The following is a 13,105-nucleotide window of genomic DNA, read 5'->3' as shown; positions in this document are numbered from 1 at the left end:
GCTATACGCAATCATGCGTATAGGAAAATACACCATGATGCGCTGACGTAGGGTCTAGCAGCAACTGGAGTGCTTTCTTATGTCCGACATCTTGCCAAAATTTTCCCGTCGTGCGTTTGGGCGCCTAGCCCTGGCATCATCAGTTGCAGCCATAGGCGCAGCATATCGGCCAGGCCAGGCTTTGGCAGCAGCTCCCACCGGGCAACCCATTAAAGTGGGTATTTTGCATTCCCTTTCAGGGACAATGGCTATTAGTGAAACAACACTAAAAGATGTCATGCTCATGCTGATTGCGGAGCAAAACCGCAAAGGTGGTTTGCTGGGGCGTCCTTTGGAGCCAGTGATAGTAGATCCGGCATCAAACTGGCCGCTATTTGCTGAAAAGGCCCGTCAGCTTCTTTCTGTTGATAAAGTAGATGCTGTGTTTGGGTGCTGGACCAGTGTTTCCCGTAAATCTGTGTTGCCGGTGTTTGAAGAACTCAACGGTATTCTGTTCTATCCGGTGCAGTATGAAGGGCAGGAATGTAGCCGTAATATTTTCTACACAGGTGCTGCGCCTAATCAGCAGGCTATACCGGCGGTAGATTATCTGTTGAGCGAAGAGGGCGGTAACGCCAAACGTTTTGCTTTAGTTGGTACAGATTATGTTTATCCTCGGACCACAAACCAGATTCTTGCCAATTACCTGAAGTCCAAAGGCATTAAGGACGAAGATATTATGGTGAATTATACACCATTCGGGCAATCTGATTGGCAGACCATTGTTTCGCAAATTAAGGCGTTTGGAGCGGCTGGCAAAAAAACTGCTGTTGTGTCCACTATTAATGGTGATGCCAACGTTCCTTTTTATAAGGAGCTGGGTAACCAAGGTGTGTCTGCAACAGATATTCCGGTAATGGCATTTAGCGTAGGTGAGGAAGAGCTGGCAGGTATGGACACAACCTCATTGGTTGGGCAACTTGCCGCATGGAACTATTTTGAAAGCATTGATACGCCAGAAAATAAGTTATTCATCAAGCAATGGCATGAATTTACAAAAAATCCAAAACGCACAACAAATGACCCAATGGAAGCCCATTATATTGGCTTTAATATGTGGGTGCAGGCCGTAACCAAAGCAGGCACTACAGATCATGATAAAGTTATAGATACCATGATAGGTATTCGCCAACCTAATCTTACGGGTGGTGTAGCGCAAATGCTACCTAATCATCATCTCACAAAGCCTGTATATATTGGTGAAATTCAGGAAGATGGTCAGTTTAGTGTTGTTTGGAAAACACCCAGCACAATAGCTGGGCAGGCTTGGTCTCCGTGGGTGCCAGAAACTAAAAATCTGATCGGAGACTGGAGCAAGCCAATTTCGTGTGGGAATTATAATACAGCCACTAAAACGTGCATTGGTAAAAAGCATGTGTAGGTTCAGCCAGTTTCTGTGGGCTGGTGTTGTCTGTTTACTGCTTGCATTTTCAGGAGTGCGAGGGGCAGCAGCAGACGAATTTTCAGGTTTGGAAAGTGGCCAGTTTAATACCATAGCTGATACGGTTTCGGCTATGGTGGCTTCTGGTAATCCGCAAGCTGGAGCGGTTATAGATGCCTTGGAAAAACGGCATCTAGTTTATTCTCCTGCAGGTGGGGTTTTTATTCGGGCTGGCACAACCTATGTTGATGCCCGAACCGGTCAGTCTGTACAAAATATACCAGCCGATCTTAAACCTGTGCGGATGAATAATCATGTTCGCCAGGTTTTGGCGAGCGCAACTGCAGAACTGGAATTGCTTTCTCCAGAAGATGCAGTGCGTTTAAAAGCCGCAACTCAAATGTATGCGCAGCATAATCCTGCCATGTTGCCGGTTATTCATCATGCTCTGGAGCGTGAAAAGAACAGTCATGTTCGGTTGAAACTTGAACAGGCAAATGCGGCAACAATGTTGGCACAACCTGTGCAACCGGGGCAGGAGGCCACACGTTTGGCTGCTGTAAAAACGCTTGGTTCAGCAGGAGATCTGGAAGCACGCGGCTTACTTGCTGTTGTGGCTGCATCTGATCATGAAACACCGGAAGTGCGAAAGGCAGCGGCAAAAACTGTTTCCAGCATAGATTTGAAACAGCGTGTATGGAGCGTATTGCAAAATGCCTTTTACGGGCTGAGCTATGGGTCTGTATTGCTTTTGGCTGCAACTGGGCTTGCCATTACATTTGGCGTTATGGGTGTGATCAACATGGCTCATGGTGAGCTGATGATGATTGGCGCCTATACAACATGGCTGGTGCAGCAGGGTATTCGGGCAACCGTTCCGTGGCTAGAGCCTGTTTCCCTTTTAGTGGCAATTCCTGTTGCGTTCTGTGTGTGTGGTTTGCTGGGTATTCTTATCGAACGCGGTTTGATCCGCTTTTTGTATGGCAGACCGCTGGAAACTCTGTTGGCAACATGGGGGCTTTCTCTCATTCTTCAGCAGGCTATTCGGTCTATTTTCGGGCCTACCAATATCGCGGTTATAACACCTGCGTGGCTTTCTGGATCATGGATGCTTGGGAGTGTGGATATTACTTTAAACAGATTGGCAATTTTTGTTTTTGCCTTTTTGGTTCTGGGCGCGCTTATGCTGGTTATGCGCAAAACATCACTTGGCTTGGAAATGCGTGCCGTTACACAAAACCGCCGTATGGCAGCGTTGATGGGGATACGTACACCGCGTGTAGATGCGTTGGCTTTTGGGCTGGGGGCTGGGCTTGCTGGGTTGGCCGGGGTGGCTGTAAGCCAGATTGATAATGTAAGCCCTAATTTGGGGCAGTCTTACATTATTGATAGCTTTATGGTGGTGGTATTTGGTGGTGTTGGTAACCTGTGGGGCACATTAGCTGCGGCCATGACACTTGGTATGGGCGGAAAAATACTGGAACCCACTATTGGGGCTGTATCAGCTAAAATTGCCATTCTTGTTCTGGTTATTCTCTATATTCAGCGGCATCCGAGAGGTATGTTCCCTGTGCGTGGTCGGGGTGTAGAGTCATGAACGCGCTGTCACCTTCAACCACAAAGTCTTTCTCCGGCACCATACGTATGGCTGCAGTGGCATTTGCGGTTACGATTGTGTTGGCGGGTGCAAGTTTACTTCCAGAAGCAAATCCACTCCATGTTTCAGCCTTTGTTGTTTCATTGGCAGGCAAGTATTTGGCGTATGCTATTCTTGCTTTATCTGTTGATCTTGTATGGGGTTTTGCAGGTATTCTTACATTGGGGCATGCAGCATTTTTTGCATTGGGTGGTTATGCCATGGGCATGTACCTCATGCGGGAAATTGGCACCCGTGGCGTTTATGGTAATCCCAATTTGCCAGATTTTATGATCTTTTTATCGTGGAAGTCACTTCCATGGTACTGGTGGGGGAGTGATCATTTTGCATGGGCGATGTTACTGGTACTGATAGTGCCGGGTATTCTGGCTGGTGTATTTGGCTGGTTAGCATTTCGCTCTCGTGTTTCGGGTGTTTATCTTTCCATTATCACGCAGGCTCTAACATATGCTTTGATGTTGGCATTTTTTCAGAATGGTTTAGGTTTTGGCGGCAATAATGGCCTAACAGATTTTAAGGATATTTTAGGAGCGGATTTGCATTCACCTCTTACACGCGCAGTACTTTTAGTGGTTACTGGGGCTGTGTTGGCAGGGTGTTTGCTGCTCTCTCGGTGGCTTGTATCGGGCAGATTTGGTTATCTGCTGGTGGCTGTAAGAGATGCAGAAAACCGCACGCGTTTTTTAGGATACCGTCCAGAACAGGCCAAGCTGCTGATATGGGTTTTTTCGGCCATGGTAGCGGGCATTGGCGGCGCTCTTTATGTAACACAGGTGGGTATTATTAACCCTAGTGAGTTTGCTCCTGCCAATTCTATTGAGTCTGTTATCTGGGTTGCCGTGGGTGGGCGTGGTACATTGTCAGGGTCTGTGCTTGGAGCTGTATTGGTAAATTGCGGTAAAACACTTTTTACCGCATGGTTGCCAGAGTTTTGGCTTTATGGGCTTGGTTTGCTCTTTCTTGTTACCACCCTTTTTCTCCCTCAGGGTCTTATGGGGTTGCGGCATCATCTTGTCAAAAAGCAGCCAGAGGAAGTTACGCCTGAAGTCTCTAACCCGGAAGGAGAAGGTGCGTGAGTGAAACACATTTTCTGGAAATGCGTGATGTTAGCGTAGCTTTTGATGGTTTCCGGGCTATTAATGGATTGAACCTTACGCTGCATCCAGGGGAAATGCGGGCAATTATTGGCCCAAATGGTGCAGGCAAAACGACGATGATGGATATCATCACGGGAAAGACGCGCCCAGATACAGGCACAGTTCGGTTTTGTGGAGGTGACTTGACCAAACTGGATGAACCAGCAATCGCTCGTTTAGGAATTGGCCGCAAATTTCAAAAACCAACAGTGTTCGAAGCGTTAACTGTGCAAGAAAACCTATTGCTTTCTTTAAGTGGTATTCGTGCACCGTTTTCTGTTTTGCTTGCGCGTTTTTCAGGTAAAGAACAGGAGCGCATAGACCAGATTCTGGAAACGACCCGTTTGAAAGATCATGCTGCCCGGCAGGCTGGTGGGATGAGCCACGGGCAGAAGCAGTGGCTGGAAATAGGCATGCTGTTAGGGCAGGAGCCAGACTTGCTTTTGGTGGATGAACCCGTAGCGGGCATGACAGATGCAGAAACCATGGCAACCGCAGAGTTGCTCCGAGAGATCAACCAAACACGTAGTGTGGTCGTTGTAGAACACGACATGGATTTTGTGCGTGCATTAGGGGTGACAGTAACGGTGTTGCATGAAGGATCTGTTCTGGCGGAAGGTAATTTGGAAAATGTCAGTCATGATCCAAGAGTTATTGAGGTTTATCTTGGACGCTAAAATGCTGAACCGTAAATGCAGAAAAGGAGAATGTCCTTATGCTTAGGGTTGAGGATGTGCATCTGCATTATGGGGCTGCCATTGCTTTGCGAGGTATTTCTTTAGAAGCATGCGCAGGCAAGGTTACATGTGTGCTGGGGCGTAACGGGGTTGGTAAAACCAGCCTTATGCGTGCCATTACAGGTATGCATGCTGTCAGTTCAGGTAAGATTGTATGGGAGGGAGAGGATATCACAAGCCTTTCCGCTTATGAACGTGCAAGGCGGGGCATTGCGACAGTGCCGCAGGGGCGCGATATTTTTCCTTTGCTGAGTGTGCGTGAAAATCTTGAAACCGGGTATGGCCTTCTAAAACGGCGAGACAGAAAAATACCAGACGAAGTTTTTGAACTGTTCCCTGTTTTGGAAAAAATGCTTAATCGACGTGGAGGTGACCTCTCGGGCGGGCAGCAACAGCAGTTGGCTATTGCACGTGCCCTTATTATCCGCCCTCGGCTTTTGGTGTTGGATGAACCAACAGAAGGCATTCAACCCAATATTATCAAGGACATTGGCACTATTATCTCTATGTTGAGAGATCGTGGAGACATGGCCATTGTGTTGGTGGAACAATACTTTGATTTTGCATTTAATCTTGCTGATACCGTAGAGGTTATGGATAGAGGTAAAATTATACTTTCTGGGCAAGTTGCAGAAATGGATGCAGAAGAAGTGCGCGCCAACATTGCGATTTGAGGGAGTGGAACTTTAAGAAAATCCTCTGCAAGCATTACGAAAAACGTGGTGTTCTGCACGGGCTTCAAACCCGTTTGCCTTAAGTAGTAAAGGGTTCACTTCGTGGGTAAACCCGTGGAGTAATCAAGATAATTCATTAAATTATTATGAGATTTTACAGGAGGCAGAAAATAGCCCCCTGTAAATTTCTGATTTTTTACAAAAGATAAATGGAATACTTTTCTTACTTATCATCAGCAAAAGTTAAATCACTACGGGCCTTATCAATTACTGCCATTGCTTTACGTAGGAAAGTCACGGTGGCATCAAAATCAATGAGCTTATTTTTATCGAGTTGTATCCAGTTGCTTTCCGAACTGACAAGGGCTGCTGTCATAGAACGTCCATTTCCGCGCCTTACTGGAGGAGTTATTGTTATATCGCTCTCTTTGTTTGCGGCTTTAAGCGTTTTTAACCATCTGTTTCTAACAGACGATCGGGCGGCTGGTAGATGTTTTTCTGTCCAGCAACCTAATTTCATGACAAGAGATTTTTCTTCTATTTGCAAGTAGGTTTGCCAGCCAGACCAAGCCCCGAAATGCCACCAAGCTCCCATAAATCCGCCTTGTGCATTGGCAACATATCCCCAATTAAGATCCGGAAAAACTTCTTGAAGAGAGAGAAAAAAACCTTGCCAAGAATAACGGGACCAGTCGTTAGGATGAAGGTGGAGAAAACTTTGCGTTTCTTTTTCACGAAAATCAAGCAACGATAAAAAATCATTGAATATATTGTTTTCTAACCCATTTTCTTTAATTTTTATTAAAACATTCAAAAAATCCCTTCTCAAAAGAAGGTTGTATCCAGACTTTTTTGCTTTTTTATAATTCGATTGATTTCCTGTTTTGCAAAAAATCGGTAAGATTTTCCGGCTGGGGTAACGGGCTTGGATTGCAGTTTTATAACGATCTAATTGGTTACCATGTTCGGCAGTATCAGTTTTATCTTCGATAAGAAGAATGAGATTTTTGCCAATTTCAGCAACAATATCCGCTGAATCAAGTTGTTTTTTAACAACGATATTTTCACTTGAAATGGGGTTCTCTTTGCTTAATTCAAGCAAGTAATTAACAAATATTTTTCCTGCATTATGCATTTTAAGGTCTTTGCTTGCACATGAGCTATCAGCCCAACTTAACAGCCAGCAAATAAAAGCATCTTGTGATAACTCTGATGTTGCCCAGCGGAATAAATTAGTATTATCAAACATAGGGTATTAATCCTCATAAAGATATTCATTTTGTGTAAATGCAATAAGTAATGCATGTTTACATTTTATGGTGTTCTATCGTTTTTGGTGAACATATGGTAGCAGAATGTTATTTTTTTCCTCTTTGTTTTTTTTACTCTCATAAATGAGCTCATAAAAAAGTGTTTAATGGTTCAATGCGCCAGAAATGGCCGTAGCTTTGTGATGTTGGAATGCTGCTTCTAGTATTTCGCAGAGTTTTTCCCGAAGAGAGTGGGGTTCAACAATTTCGACTGTGTTGTCCAAGTGAAAAAGTGATTTGCTATCTCAAGTGATCCGCTTGCTACAAATTGAATGATGACACTTCCATCAGAGTGCAACGTGGTTGTTTGATTGTGGTGAAAAAGAAAACGGGAAGCATCATAAGCAGCTTAGAGTTTAAAACGGAGAATAATTTTTTGAGGTTTCTCTTGGAAAACCCCGAAAGATTGGGCTGCACAATGTGCTGCAAAAACGGTAGCGATCATAACGATACTTTTCCGTGCTTCGGGTATCCAGACGAATGCTTTGAAGTCAGTGAGCCGGACATGGCTTTTCGCTGGAACAGTTGGAAGCATTCTCCACTGCATGACTAAAGCGGCAATGGCGATGATTGCGGCGGCCACAAATGCACCACACCAGGATGATTATTCGGCTACAAGAGATCCCATTGGAATCTCAAGGATCATGGCTGCCCTGACCCTTGCAAAAACAGCCGCGGCTGCCTTATGCGTCTTTTCCTTGGCACCGAGTTCTACTGCGACAGAAAGGCCCATCGCCCAGAATGCACCAAGACTGATACCGACCAGTGTCCCGCTAAGCAGTATCACTGCAAATGTCGGTGCCATGATGGCAATCAGGCAACCTGCGAGCAGAATAAGGGAGAGCCATAAAACAATCCTGCGACGATCTATGAGCCCTGGAAAAAGCATGACCTCAGGAGCGGAACGTGCTGCCATCATTCCAGGAACTGTCATGGTAAGCCCCGCCGTTCCGGAACTTACAGGAAATGTTGTCGAAATATCAGGCAGGATACCTATAGGAAGAAATTCAGTGGTGACTGACACAAATTATCCCAACGCCAGAGACAGGATGGCCAGTTTCTGGCGACCAGGAGAAAGTTCCCGAGAAATCAAATGCTGCATGACTATAGAGTTTTTTATCAAAATGTTTGTGAGTAAATTTCAGTAATAAACATCTATTAATTCTATATTTCTCATGAAATACTCTATTGTATGAAGCGGTTTGGAAAATCTCGGATTTTTTACGAAAGAAGAAAGATAATCGCCCTCACATCTGGCGCGATGGCGAGTTGTCTGATCGGTGCCGAGGCATACCGCATGCACTTACCTGACAGGAGGTCTTCCATGGCGGATCAGAATTCCCAAACTTTGAGACTTATTTTCCCTCAGTGGCAGGGCGGAGATAATCCTCCCTATTATCTGGGATCAAAACTTCTGGCCTGGCTGGCTCCTCCTTCTGCTGGACCGGTTGAGGAAGTTCCAGTTGACGTTCCGACAGACGTCCCTCTGCCAGTCGAGAATGAAATGCGTGGACGCAGTGTTTTGCTGAAACAAATTGGAGAAGCCCGGACAATCATTGAACGTCATCAACCGAAGTCACTGGCGGTTCTGGGCGGGGACTGTCTTGTCTCACTCGTGCCTTTTTCGTGGCTTTCAGAACGCTATGGCGATAAGCTGGGGGTGCTCTGGATTGATACCCATCCAGACGTTCAGACCCCAAAGCAGTATATGAACGCACATGCACACGTTCTGGGGGCTCTGTTAGGCCATGGCGATCCCGACCTGACAAAGGCAGTGACAAAGCCGGTTCCTGCAAAGAATGTGATGATTGCGGGCATTCATGATCCACTTCCGTTCGAAGCCCAGTTCATTGCGGATCATGGATTGCGGACATGTTCACCTCAGCAGGTGCGTAATGGTGCACAGCCGGTTATGGAATGGCTAAAAGACAGTCAGATTGAAGTGCTTGCTATTCATCTGGATCTTGATGTGCTGGATCCGCATAACTTCCGTTCTCTGCTTTTTGCAAAACCGGGTCGTGGCAAGCATGATTTTGGAGATGTTGCCGAGGGAAAACTCAACATTCCTGATGTTCTGAAACTGATTCAGGAAGTGACGACTGAAAAAGAAGTGGTCGGTATGACAATTGCCGAGCACATGCCATGGGATGCCCTAAACCTGCAGGAAATGCTTAAGCAGCTTCCTCTTATCGGCAGTTAAACCTTCGCGCCAGAAAGCCTGTATTCTTAAGAGCAGGCTTTCTCATTTTAATTTCATTTCCTCGACGAACAGCGACAGAGGCATCGAATGGCGATGGTGTCGGGGGTAGAAGAGATGAAACCCCAGATGCGTCGGACAGAAGGGTTCCAGAACTGATATCAGTTTGCCATTCTGGATGTGTTCTTCTGCAACAATTTTAGGAATGTAGGAGAGTCCAATACCGTCCAGACAGGCATCGCGCGCACCGAACACGTTGTTGCAGATCAATTGACCGACAGGCTGAAACTTCAGGTCTTTTCCTTTCTGTCTGAAACGCCACGGATAAATCTTTCCATGGGTGGGTAGACGAACACCGATACAGTTGTGCTCTTGCAGACGGGCCGGGGTTTTGGGGATGGCATGGTTTTTGAAATAGGTCGGGGACCCAACAACCGCAAATGGGATGTCAGGGGATACAGGCACTGAAATCATCCCCTGTGTCACCAGTTCTCCAAGGCGCACGCCCGCGTCGAAACCTTCATCCACAATATCAATCAGGCGCAAATCCGTTGAGATCTCAAGGGAGATTTCCGGGTAATTCTTTAGAAAATCTGCAATACGAGGTCGAAGAAAGAAGCCCAGAGATTCATCTGTCACGGTGATCCGAAGATTGCCTCTGGGACATTTGCGGAATTCGTCAAGGCTGCTCATTCGGTTCTCGATTTCGTCGAAAAGCGGCTGAATATTTTGCAGCAGATAGTCTCCCGCAGGCGTGGGAACGACACGACGTGTTGTTCTCGTCAGAAGAGTGACGCCTAGTCGTTCCTCCAGAAGACGCATGGTGTGGCTTATTGCAGAGGGCGTGACACCTCTGCGGGCGGCGGCCTTTGTAAAGCTCCGTTCTTGGGCAACTGCCAGAAAAGAAAGTAGTTCGCTAAAATTTTCTCGTGACACTTGCTGACCTGAACTCTGTTTTATCACTTAATCATCAATGATGATCTTAACGATAAATGCTTTTGGAATCATAGTTTAGGCTTTTTTTAAACGCGCTCTGGTTACCTTTGATTATCCTGACAGGTAGCTAGCGTGTTTTGTTTGCGATATCTCCGGGCACGGGTTGGTAGTAGCGATTGAGTGACTTCAGATCGCGATGGCCCGTGAGCTGGGGCAGTACAATCGGGTTCAGATAGCGGGCCAACCGCGATGTGGCTTCATGACGTGAATCATGAAAGGTCAAATCCTGAATTCCGGCTTGCCGGGTCATGCGACCGAACAGGACAGAAAAGATTTTTCTCTCTCCCACCGAAAAGACAATGTCTTTTCGGTCAGGTAATTTTTCCATGGTGGCCCGCTTTTTCGTGAGAACGCGTTGTGCGCCATTGGTCATAGGGCGGATTTCGGGATCAAGTTCTTCTTTGTGTCTGTCACTCTTCACGTGAGCGAGGGAAGGTCTGCCTGTGGAAGTCTATATCCTGCCAGCGCAAACTGAGGGATTCCCCTAAGCGGCAGCCTTGTTCAATCGACCACCTGATGAGCCACACCATATCTGGGTAATGCTTGAAAACCTCGTCTGGTCGAGAAGCAGCTTCGCAGGAGTTCACCATCCTGCGGGCCTGATATTGGTTGGGGCCACGATACCAGACGCCCTTGGGTAACAGCTTTCCTCTCCCAGTTTGGCTGGGGATTGGCTCAAAAATCAACGATTTTCAGATTAACCTGCTGCAAGTCCTTGAAAAACTTGGCGTCCCGTACGGGATTCGAACCCGTGTTGCCGCCGTGAAAGGGCGGTGTCCTAGGCCTCTAGACGAACGGGACAAGAGGCTGTGTTGAGGCGCTTTGTAGAGATATTGCTGAGGGGCGTCAAGGCAGGAAATAGACTTTTACGGAGGTTTTTGAAAAAATCATCATTCCATCATATGCCAGCATATTGCCAAAGGGTCATTCCAGTTCAATTGGCATGCATAAGTACCAATTGAGGATAGCAAGCACATGCAAGCCAAGCATTTTATAAAAGGTCTTATGGTTTTCTGTCTTGGGTTCCCAACAGCCGTATTGGCGCAAAGCATCGCGCATAATATTGCGGCCTGTCAGCTTTCTGATGGTCATCCTGTATTTTGTGGCCTGCCCTTTACAGGGGACGCTGTGCTGCCTTTAACGTCGGAAAACGGCAGATATTATAGATGTTCAGTTACAGTAGGAAATGCCACATTCTGTAAGGCGCCCTATACAGGTAATGCCGTAGTTCAACAGCTCAATGGCCAGTATGCATCTTGCCTGATTGAATTGGGGGAGGTGAAATTTTGTAGTCTTCCCTACACTGGCCGTGCTGTTATTCGTGGTTGGTAGGGGATATTTTAGAGGCCAAGCTCTAACAGTTTTTTCTGCAGAGAAAGAGGCAGGCCTATAGCGTGCGTTGGAGTGCCCTGCAAATCAGTGGGTGCATCTTGGCTTTGCAGATAGCGCCATCCCTGAAATGGCCGTATGGCTCGGGGTTGTACGGGAATAATCGTGGGAGAAAGCAAGATAAGTGTGCCTTGTGTGCCGTCCGCCCGTGTTGTGGTTTGAATATCCATAATGGGCTGTCGGCACAGAATAAGCCCGTTGATGACGCGGTACAGTGAACCACCATCCAGAAGGGCATCTTTTTGTTTGGGAAAAGAGCGTGTGTGCACTACCGGTAAAGGAACATCATAATCTGGATGAGCATAGGTATTGAAGGGCTGTTTCAGCCGTTCAGTCAGATCTTCGAGTGATTCAACACCCACAGCCAGCTTGATCAGATTAAGCATTTTTCCAATGTAGTGCGTCACTTACATCAGACAAGGCTCTATTTTTAAAGCACCAGCGCATGCAGCAGGGCTTCCAGCCGTAATCGGCCTTCTTCTGTGGCGTGTAAATGGGTGGGGGTTTGCACAAGGTAACCTTCTTCCACCGCAGCCGCCAGAATAACCGGGTCTAGGGTTTCAGACAGGTGTAGGCCTGTGCGTGCCTCAAAATGTTTGAGCGCAACGCCTTCCTGTAAACGCAGGCCCATTAAGAGCATTTCTCGTGCACGTTCCTGCGGTACAAGTGGTTCCTGAGATGTCTGGCCAGAACCTGTGCGTTCCACCAGTTCGGCCCATGGTTCAGGCGCACGGTGCCTGCGCGTAGCATACAGTTGGCCATCCAGTGTAATGCGCCCATGCGCGCCGGGGCCAAGGCCCAGATAATCACCGTAATGCCAGTAGGTCAGATTATGGCGGCTTTCACTACCCGGTTTGGCGTAGTTGGAAACTTCGTAAGCATTCAGCCCATGCGCATGGGTGATGGCTGTTGTTGTCTCATAAAGTTCAGCGGCTGTTTCTTCATCAGGCAGGCTGAAGCTGCCCTGCCGATAAAGAGCTTCAAATTTGGTGCCGGGTTCAATGGTCAACTGATAGAGCGAGACATGGTCTGCTACCAGTTGCAGCGCTGTCTCCAGCTCAGTTTTCCATGCGGCCACACTCTGGTTGGGGCGGGCGTAAATCAGGTCAAACGTAATGCGGGGGAACAATGAGCGGGCAAGTTCCAGTGCAGCCAGTGCTTGCGTGGCGGAATGCTGACGGCCCAGAAAATGCAATGCCTCATCATTAAGGGCCTGAATGCCGAGGGAGACACGGTTTATCCCGGCCTGCCTAAAATCTTTCAGCCTTTCAGCTTCTACGCTGGTTGGGTTGGCTTCCAGCGTAATTTCAAGGTTGGGGGCCGCATCAAACAGGGATGTGGCATCATCTATCAAACTTGCGACTGTTTGTGGGGCCATAAGTGAAGGCGTGCCGCCGCCAAAAAAGATGGATGTCAGACGGCGGCGGCCCAAACGGTTTGCCTCGTGTGCAAGTTCTGTACGGAGCGCCTGGGCAAAGCGCGCCTGTGGAATTTCTGCCCGCACGTGTGAGTTAAAGTCACAGTACGGGCACTTGGCCAAACAGAATGGCCAATGAATATAAAGGGCGAGTGCGTCCTGCTCCACAGTA

The 13,105-nt window shown here is 47.3% G+C and carries 14 protein-coding genes and 1 tRNA gene; 7 read left to right on the top strand and 8 right to left on the bottom strand.

From position 1 onward, the window contains the following. Window positions 1-79 precede the first annotated feature (79 nt). Genes urtA through urtE form a run of 5 tightly spaced genes read left to right on the top strand, consistent with a single transcriptional unit; the run spans window position 80 to window position 5,624 of the window. Window positions 80-1,420 (top strand): urea ABC transporter substrate-binding protein, encoded by a 1,341-nt coding sequence (urtA, locus tag WG31_RS11715; protein WP_063354633.1) that lies wholly within the window; start codon window positions 80-82, stop codon window positions 1,418-1,420. Beyond that, the gene (urtB, locus tag WG31_RS11710; protein ID WP_063354632.1) at window positions 1,413-3,017 is read left to right on the top strand and encodes an urea ABC transporter permease subunit UrtB; all 1,605 of its coding nucleotides are present in this window, start codon (window positions 1,413-1,415) and stop codon (window positions 3,015-3,017) included. Before urtA ends, urtB begins: the two co-directional genes overlap by 8 nt. After that, window positions 3,014-4,153 carry an urea ABC transporter permease subunit UrtC gene (gene urtC / locus WG31_RS11705; RefSeq protein WP_063354631.1) on the top strand — a complete coding sequence of 380 codons (1,140 nt, stop codon included), beginning with the start codon at window positions 3,014-3,016 and terminating at the stop codon, window positions 4,151-4,153. Before urtB ends, urtC begins: the two co-directional genes overlap by 4 nt. After that, window positions 4,150-4,890, top strand: coding sequence for an urea ABC transporter ATP-binding protein UrtD (gene urtD, locus WG31_RS11700; RefSeq protein WP_082823210.1), 741 nt, complete (start codon window positions 4,150-4,152; stop codon window positions 4,888-4,890). Before urtC ends, urtD begins: the two co-directional genes overlap by 4 nt. 38 nt (window positions 4,891-4,928) lie before the next feature. Beyond that, complete coding sequence (urtE, locus tag WG31_RS11695) at window positions 4,929-5,624, top strand: urea ABC transporter ATP-binding subunit UrtE (RefSeq protein WP_063354630.1); 696 nt, start codon at window positions 4,929-4,931, stop codon at window positions 5,622-5,624. 223 nt (window positions 5,625-5,847) lie between these two features. Here urtE and WG31_RS11690 read toward each other — a convergent pair whose 3' ends face one another. The 3 genes from WG31_RS11690 to WG31_RS11680 all read right to left on the bottom strand — a co-directional run bounded on the left by WG31_RS11690 (window position 5,848) and on the right by WG31_RS11680 (window position 7,958). Then, window positions 5,848-6,873: a PDDEXK-like family protein gene (locus tag WG31_RS11690; protein WP_063354629.1), complete on the bottom strand. Its 1,026-nt coding sequence runs from the start codon at window positions 6,871-6,873 to the stop codon at window positions 5,848-5,850. 410 nt (window positions 6,874-7,283) lie between these two features. Continuing rightward, window positions 7,284-7,517, bottom strand: coding sequence for a hypothetical protein (locus WG31_RS16110; RefSeq protein WP_063354628.1), 234 nt, complete (start codon window positions 7,515-7,517; stop codon window positions 7,284-7,286). A gap of 21 nt (window positions 7,518-7,538) precedes the next feature. Further along, a complete protein-coding gene (locus tag WG31_RS11680) occupies window positions 7,539-7,958 on the bottom strand; it encodes an MFS transporter (RefSeq protein WP_157884536.1) in 420 nt (139 codons plus the stop codon). Between the two features lie 300 nt (window positions 7,959-8,258). Between WG31_RS11680 and WG31_RS11670 the strand changes: the two genes are divergently transcribed. Then, window positions 8,259-9,134 carry an arginase family protein gene (locus tag WG31_RS11670; protein ID WP_063354625.1) on the top strand — a complete coding sequence of 292 codons (876 nt, stop codon included), beginning with the start codon at window positions 8,259-8,261 and terminating at the stop codon, window positions 9,132-9,134. A 42-nt stretch (window positions 9,135-9,176) separates the two neighbouring features. Here the strand turns inward: WG31_RS11670 and WG31_RS11665 are convergent, their stop codons facing one another. The 3 genes from WG31_RS11665 to WG31_RS11655 all read right to left on the bottom strand — a co-directional run bounded on the left by WG31_RS11665 (window position 9,177) and on the right by WG31_RS11655 (window position 10,928). After that, window positions 9,177-10,094 (bottom strand): LysR family transcriptional regulator, encoded by a 918-nt coding sequence (locus tag WG31_RS11665; RefSeq protein WP_082823209.1) that lies wholly within the window; start codon window positions 10,092-10,094, stop codon window positions 9,177-9,179. A gap of 100 nt (window positions 10,095-10,194) precedes the next feature. Continuing rightward, window positions 10,195-10,500, bottom strand: a complete 306-nt coding sequence (locus WG31_RS16105; RefSeq protein ID WP_245191515.1) for a tyrosine-type recombinase/integrase — start codon at window positions 10,498-10,500, stop codon at window positions 10,195-10,197. 352 nt (window positions 10,501-10,852) lie between these two features. Further along, window positions 10,853-10,928: transfer RNA gene (locus tag WG31_RS11655), tRNA-Glu, on the bottom strand. Window positions 10,929-11,102: 174 nt separating this feature from the next. On the opposite strand from WG31_RS11655, the gene WG31_RS15125 reads away from it, so the two are divergent. Beyond that, window positions 11,103-11,459 (top strand): hypothetical protein, encoded by a 357-nt coding sequence (locus tag WG31_RS15125; protein WP_081461422.1) that lies wholly within the window; start codon window positions 11,103-11,105, stop codon window positions 11,457-11,459. Window positions 11,460-11,467: 8 nt separating this feature from the next. Here WG31_RS15125 and WG31_RS11650 read toward each other — a convergent pair whose 3' ends face one another. Both WG31_RS11650 and hemW read right to left on the bottom strand, forming a co-directional pair. Next, entirely contained in the window at window positions 11,468-11,902 is a 435-nt protein-coding gene (locus WG31_RS11650; protein WP_063354623.1) for a DUF1489 family protein, read from the bottom strand. Between the two features lie 44 nt (window positions 11,903-11,946). Continuing rightward, the gene (hemW, locus tag WG31_RS11645) at window positions 11,947-13,101 is read right to left on the bottom strand and encodes a radical SAM family heme chaperone HemW (RefSeq protein ID WP_063354622.1); all 1,155 of its coding nucleotides are present in this window, start codon (window positions 13,099-13,101) and stop codon (window positions 11,947-11,949) included. Window positions 13,102-13,105: the final 4 nt, after the last annotated feature.

It is taken from the genome of Acetobacter oryzifermentans (genome assembly GCF_001628715.1).
Taxonomy (GTDB): Bacteria; Pseudomonadota; Alphaproteobacteria; order Acetobacterales; family Acetobacteraceae; genus Acetobacter; species Acetobacter oryzifermentans.
Note: the sequence above shows the minus strand (reverse complement) of the source record. Positions and strands in the feature narration are given on the sequence as shown.

Excerpts from the sequence above, each read along its gene's own strand:
- urtA (WP_063354633.1), top strand. The coding sequence starts at position 80 with ATGTCCGACATCTTGCCAAAATTTTCCCGTCGTGCGTTTGGGCGCCTA.
- WG31_RS11690 (WP_063354629.1), bottom strand. The coding sequence starts at position 6,873 with ATGTTTGATAATACTAATTTATTCCGCTGGGCAACATCAGAGTTATCA.
- WG31_RS11650 (WP_063354623.1), bottom strand. The coding sequence starts at position 11,902 with ATGCTTAATCTGATCAAGCTGGCTGTGGGTGTTGAATCACTCGAAGAT.
- urtE (WP_063354630.1), top strand. The coding sequence starts at position 4,929 with ATGCTTAGGGTTGAGGATGTGCATCTGCATTATGGGGCTGCCATTGCT.
- WG31_RS11670 (WP_063354625.1), top strand. The coding sequence starts at position 8,259 with ATGGCGGATCAGAATTCCCAAACTTTGAGACTTATTTTCCCTCAGTGG.
- urtB (WP_063354632.1), top strand. The coding sequence starts at position 1,413 with ATGTGTAGGTTCAGCCAGTTTCTGTGGGCTGGTGTTGTCTGTTTACTG.
- WG31_RS16105 (WP_245191515.1), bottom strand. The coding sequence starts at position 10,500 with ATGACCAATGGCGCACAACGCGTTCTCACGAAAAAGCGGGCCACCATG.
- WG31_RS15125 (WP_081461422.1), top strand. The coding sequence starts at position 11,103 with ATGCAAGCCAAGCATTTTATAAAAGGTCTTATGGTTTTCTGTCTTGGG.
- urtC (WP_063354631.1), top strand. The coding sequence starts at position 3,014 with ATGAACGCGCTGTCACCTTCAACCACAAAGTCTTTCTCCGGCACCATA.